We start from the raw sequence: 6,000 nt of genomic DNA on the forward strand, positions 1-6,000 counted from the left end.
TGTCCAAGAAGGGGAAGAACAATGGATATCACGGATATAAGGGCAAATAATATCAAGCAGGTTATAAGCACCTTACGCTTTAGAGATGATCTGACAAAGAAAGAGGTTGCACAGATAACGGGACTGAGTTTTTCCACCGTCTCAAATATTTGCAATGCATTAAAAGAGAAGAATGTCCTCCGTATTGAAAAAACACCTGTTAGCGGAGTGGGACGGGTTCCATATAAATCGGTCTTTCGGTATGGAATGTTTTGCTCGCTTTGTCTGGATCTGCAAGTGGAAAATGTACTGGGATTTGCAGTCCTGGATTTTCGCAATAATATTCTATTTCAGAACAGTTACGATATTCTTGCCTGTACAACGCCACGAGATGTACTTCTTCAGGCGCGCCACCGGTATGATCAAGTTGCGGGGTATGATTGGTTCAAGCAAATCCAATGTGTTGGAGTGGGAATTGCCGTTTCGGGTGTTGTGGATAGAATATCAGGCAATTTGATAAACTGCTCGGTTCCCATGATGCAGGGTGCTGATCTGGTTGAACTTGTTGATGAAATCTTTGATATGAAGGGCTATGTGGATAGTGAATCACATTTTTGTTCGCTTTCCATGCACCAGCAGCACCGGGACGTAAAGGATCTTGTATATCTGCATATTGCCCAAAATATCGGATTGGGGGTGATCTGTAATGGAGAACTTATACGTGGCAAAAACGGTTATGCCGCCGATATCTCTCATATTCCGTTGGGAAATCCAACAAAAATTTGTTCATGTTGTGAAAGAAAAGGGTGTATTGAAACAGATCTTTCCCTGAATGGGCTGCTTGAAGCGTTTGAAGCGGACAATCAAGAGTTGACAAATCTGCAACGATGGGAACGAAAAGCCCACGCTATCAATGACAGTCAAGAGGAGTTCCAATCATTTTTAAAAGAAAAGGGTACGGTGTTGGGGTCGGTGTTGTCCCTGTTAATTCATATGTTTGATCCCGAAGAGATCTATGTTGGGGGCAGTATCTCTCTGATTTATGAAAAACTCTTACCATATGTCATTGCGGTTATAGAACAACAATGTTTATTTACTCTGGAGAAGATGCCAAAGCTCATCAGTGATTTGGAAAGCAGCAATACGATCTATTGTGGTATCAACCAGGTAATATTCGATAAATGGAATCCACTCGAAGAAAACAGGTTATAACTCACAAGAATTATCCAAAATAGAGTAAGATAAACCAATTGCGGTCTGAAGATCAGGGGCTATCAAAGGGGAATGACAGGTTGGTCTGATCTTTTGTTGTTGCTGGATTCTAGAAAGCAATTATATAGATCAATGATAGGCTTGTTTACTAAATCAGCTCTTATGACCAACCCCAATATGTCTTTTTACAAAAAACTCCGTCCAAAGTGCTGTATAATGTGAGTTCAATTTTCGTTGTGCAGGTAGTTACTGCCATGTGGCTTATTGAGAGTGTAAACTATATTAATAAAAGGAGACAAAGATGACGCAATATATCCTTGCTCAAGATTTCGGGAATGTATCCTGCAAAGCAATTTTGTGCACATTGGAAGGTGACATAGTCCGCAACAACATCATTCGATATAATCTATGCTCAGGGGATGACCATCGCATATGGCAGAGCCCGGATGTCTGGTGGAATGCATTTCGTAAAAATTGCTCGATACTTTTGTCAGGATTAAACCCGGAAGATGTCGTGGCCATTTCGCTATGCGCTGTCATGATGGGATGCTTGCCGGTAAGTGATAAAGGAATACCGCTCTGTGATGCTATTCTTTGGGAGGACAGACGTTCCATGCAACAGACGGAACGGTTGGTTTCCAGGTTGGATGCGGAACGTTTGTATAAAATTTCTGGCATTCGTAGCAGTCCTAATTTCTCTGTAACAAAAATGATGTGGATTCACGACAACCAGCAAGAAATTTATCAAAACACATATAAATTTATTCAGGCAAAAGACTATATTAATTACAAGCTTACAGGACAGCTCGTTACAGATGTCAGCGATGCCGGCTTTACTCAGGTATATGATATATATAAAAACTGCTGGTCGGAAGAAATTTTGGCCGCTGCAGAGATTGACGTAAATAAAATGCCTGAGGTTGTTCCGCAGGGGACCGTATTGGGAAAGGTAACGCAAGAGGCATCCAGGGAATGCGGACTGAGTACTCATACCCTGGTTGTACAGGGAGTGGGTGATGGGCGTGCGATGATCATCGGATCTGGAGTAAATCGCCCCGGTGAGGGGTGCATCTATCTGGGAGGGGCTGCATGGCTCTCTCAAGTCACTTCTGCACAAAATATGGACCCTGACTGTCGATTAACAAAAACCAGTTACCTCTATCCAGATCTCTATACCAACGGTGGAGCGATGTTAGCTGGCGGATTGTGTGTTGACTGGTTTTTGAAGGAATTTTTTCCAGAAATAGAACCGGGTATTCACCACCCCCTTAAAAGCACCTACCAGTTTATTGACCACCAGATAGAGCGGTCAAAAGTGGGGAGTAATGGACTTTTATTTATGCCTTATCTTACTGGCGAGCGCTCCCCATGGTGGAATGCCGAAGCAAGGGGTGGATTCTTAGGTTTGCGCTCAAGCCATACAAAATTCGATTTTTGCCGCAGTATATTGGAAGGAGTTTCTTTTAATCTTGGCATTATAAAAAATTCCATTGAACTATTGGAACCATTTACAAAGATCAGAATGGTCGGAGAATGGTGCAATCCTCAGTGGCAACAGATTATTGCAGATGTGTTTGATCAGACAATTGTCAGCACAAATATCTCATGGGATTCGGCTTGTGTCGGCGTTGCTACACTTGCCGGTATCGGAGCAGGTGTATATGAGGATATCACTGAAATCAAACGTTTTCACAAAACAAGACATACGACGATCCCAATTTCTGAAAACGTCGAGATTTATAACGAGCTGCTTCCGGCTTTTGAAGACTGCTATCATGCTTTGAAGGACGTTAACCAACATTTGGGGTATCTATTCAGCGGCGAAAAACAGTCGCCTCCGGATAAACTTCGAGGTGATTTTGCGTAAAACTTTTGAATCTCAACTAACTTTTGGACATCGCCACCATCGTCAGTTGTCTTCATTCCCTGACAAAGGCAGCAAATTTTTGACTCCTCGCTGTTTCATGTGGGTAGCGTATAATCCAGATTACCCGCTATGAGGTAGATCATGGTGATATAATTTCGAGACGAACGATACCCTCTGGCTGACTTTAAATTTAATTTCGGAATTTTCAGTTCTTCAAGCTGTATTGATTGGTTCTTTTTTAATTTGTCGGAATTTTTCAGCCAAATATACCTGGTTTTCTTCAGTTCCGGATGATTTTTTTGTTCCTGATGACGTACCTCATCCATAGCGTTGTTGATGACCTTCATGACATGAAATTTGTCAAACGTGATTTGTGATTTGTGATTTCGGCAGGTATTGTCCGATGCCGCTGATAAAAGCCGGTGACATATCACAGCAGGATTCTTCAACTGCGTCTGGCCTCCCATCATTCTCAGCAAAGTCTTCGGATACACGACCTTTAGGAAAATCCAGTAGAATATCAAGACGTTTCTTATCTGCATCAAAGTCTACGGATACAACTTCCCGCGGTGCCGTCAAGTTCAGGGCTAACTGGAATAGATCGATGTCTCGCATATGCTGGATTCTCTCAATTTACCGGGTGACAGATTCATGAAAACGGCCTTGTTAAATTAAGCCCGAACATAAAAAAGCATGTCGATAATTGCAACCATGATCTATCCCATAGCGGGTAAGCTGGATTATACGCTACCCAGATGAAACAGCGAGGAGCCTTTTTCTTTTTTATTGTGCAGGTGGTTTTGCCACGCTGATCACCTGGTTGGTGGTATATGCTTTCAGACCTTCCAAACCGAATTCAAATCCAATACCGGAAAGTTTAACGCCGCCGAATGGTGCCATGGGATGGAGTTTTCCATGGGCGTTTATCCAGACAGTACCGGATTCAAGGCGCGGGGCAAGGGCTTTGGCTTTTTCAGCGTCATTGCTCCAGACAGAAGCACCAAGACCGACATCCAGGGAATTGGCACGTTCGATTGCTTCATCAATGGTTGAATATTTGATGATGGGAATGGCAGTGCCGAACTGCTCTTCTTTGACCAGATCCATATCATCGGTTACATCTGCCACAAGTGTTAGGGGGAAAAAATATCCAGATCCTGGCATGGGCTCGCCACCACAGAGAATTTTTGCCCCTTTGCTTTTTGCATCGTCAACATATTTTTTGACAATGTTCAACTGGGGTGCGTTCCCCAGAGGCCCAATCAGGTTGGCTTCATCCATGCCGTCCCCCACAGGGATCTGGCTCACATAATCGGTGAATTTTTTGCAGACATCTTCGTAATCATCTTCATGCACGTATAGGCGTTTAAGGCAGGCACAGGTTTGGCCGGCATTGATAAAGCAGCCCCAGAATAAGGGTTCAAGCAATGGGGTGATATCTGTTCCCGGCATGATAATGCCGGCATCGTTACCGCCCAGTTCAAGGGTCAGACTTTTCAGGTTGGATGCCGATCGTTCCATAATGGTCTGGCCCACACCGATAGAGCCGGTGAAGACGATTTTATCAATTTCTTTATGGCCGGACATGGCATTTCCGATATCTGAACTGCCGGCCACGACATTGAGAACGCCCGGAGGTAAAACATCGTTAATCAGTTCAACCAGACGAAGTGTTGACAATGGCGTATAGGAAGCGGGTTTTAATACCACAGTGCAGCCGACGCGAAGGGCCGGCATGATATGCCAGACCGCAATCAACAACGGCCAGTTCCAGGGGGTGATGGAACCGACAACACCAATGGGTTTTCTGGTCAGTTCAAGTGTATCTTCTGGGTTATCGTCAATGGGTTCTGTTTCTAGCTTTAAAGAAGCTGTCACCTGGGTCCAGGCTATGCAGCCGCCCACTTCAAAGTTCGCTCCGAGTCCTGACTGGGTTTTACCCTGCTCGCGGGTGATCAACTGGGAAAGTTCACCCATATTTTGTTCAATAATTCCGGCAATCTGATTTAAGGCTTCCACCCGCTTTTCATCTGCTAATCCGGCCCATCCGGGGAATGCTTTTCTTGCTGCTGTAACCGCTTCGTTCAGTTGATTTACACTGGCTTTGGGGCATTGGGCAAAGACCTCACCTGTTGCTGGATTAATTACATCAAAGGTATCGTTTGAAAACACTTTTTTTCCATCGATTGTCATTGAATACTCTGTCATTATTCATTTCCTTTAAGCTAATTGATTTTAGGAATCGTTCCAAAATAACTTAAGCTAAATTGTTTCCCAAATCCCTTAAAAGACAGGGGATTTTAAAAACAAAAGTTTAAGTAGTTTTGAAGCCGATCCTTAATTGTTGGGCTTTGTCACAAATGGGCCAGGGTGAATCTTTCAATGATACCGGAAAGCGATGAAATAGATTCCAATTCTACAAGTTTTGACTCAAGGAAACTTTCGTTCAATCGAATCAAATGCCCTTGTTCCTCCAGGTCTTTATTGTATTTTAAAAGAACTCTGTTTTTTTGTGAACCAAGGGAATGTGGTACAGCAAATGCACCGATATCCTGAAACAGAAAATCGCTTATTATACCCGAACTATCGTCCCTGTATTCATTAAGTCTGTTCGCAACCGCCGGCACGTCTTTCTCCTTTTCCCTGAAAAAATAAATTTACCCTATGATCTACCCGTTATGGTTATCAATTGTCAATATAAATATTTTTAAAAAAAATGTTGACTAATAATAACTAAAATTTACAAGTATTGATGGTTTTTTGATGTTATTATAGAAAGATGAAAGCCATCTTTGCCATCGTGCATGGAGAACATGAAAATTATTAATATTATTTTCAAAAAAAAACGACTGATCCCCTGCTGAAAACAGGGAGAATCAGTCGCGATAACTGATTGGCTGTGTATTTACAGCAATGATCATCTGTCACCCGGTAAATTGAGA

At 42.9% G+C, this 6,000-nt stretch carries 6 protein-coding genes; 2 read left to right on the top strand and 4 right to left on the bottom strand.

All coding sequences use genetic code 11. From position 1 onward, the window contains the following. Positions 1 to 21: 21 nt before the first annotated feature. Positions 22 to 1,191, top strand: a complete 1,170-nt coding sequence (locus ACYQ2M_RS21840; protein WP_459918511.1) for an ROK family transcriptional regulator — start codon at positions 22 to 24, stop codon at positions 1,189 to 1,191. 301 nt (positions 1,192 to 1,492) lie between these two features. Then, positions 1,493 to 3,058 carry a xylulokinase gene (locus ACYQ2M_RS21845; protein ID WP_459918512.1) on the top strand — a complete coding sequence of 522 codons (1,566 nt, stop codon included), beginning with the start codon at positions 1,493 to 1,495 and terminating at the stop codon, positions 3,056 to 3,058. 95 nt (positions 3,059 to 3,153) lie between these two features. On the opposite strand, the gene ACYQ2M_RS21850 is transcribed toward ACYQ2M_RS21845, so the two are convergent. From ACYQ2M_RS21850 to ACYQ2M_RS21865, 4 genes are all read right to left on the bottom strand, one after another. Continuing rightward, complete coding sequence (locus tag ACYQ2M_RS21850) at positions 3,154 to 3,528, bottom strand: transposase (protein WP_459918517.1); 375 nt, start codon at positions 3,526 to 3,528, stop codon at positions 3,154 to 3,156. Continuing rightward, positions 3,419 to 3,673: a hypothetical protein gene (locus tag ACYQ2M_RS21855; protein ID WP_459918518.1), complete on the bottom strand. Its 255-nt coding sequence runs from the start codon at positions 3,671 to 3,673 to the stop codon at positions 3,419 to 3,421. Before ACYQ2M_RS21855 ends, ACYQ2M_RS21850 begins: the two co-directional genes overlap by 110 nt. A 168-nt stretch (positions 3,674 to 3,841) precedes the next feature. Further along, on the bottom strand, positions 3,842 to 5,266 hold the full coding sequence (locus ACYQ2M_RS21860) for an aldehyde dehydrogenase family protein (protein WP_459918513.1): 1,425 nt from the start codon (positions 5,264 to 5,266) through the stop codon (positions 3,842 to 3,844). Between the two features lie 146 nt (positions 5,267 to 5,412). Beyond that, complete coding sequence (locus ACYQ2M_RS21865; protein ID WP_459918514.1) at positions 5,413 to 5,685, bottom strand: hypothetical protein; 273 nt, start codon at positions 5,683 to 5,685, stop codon at positions 5,413 to 5,415. Positions 5,686 to 6,000: the final 315 nt, after the last annotated feature.

The organism is Desulfocicer niacini, from assembly GCF_054657595.1.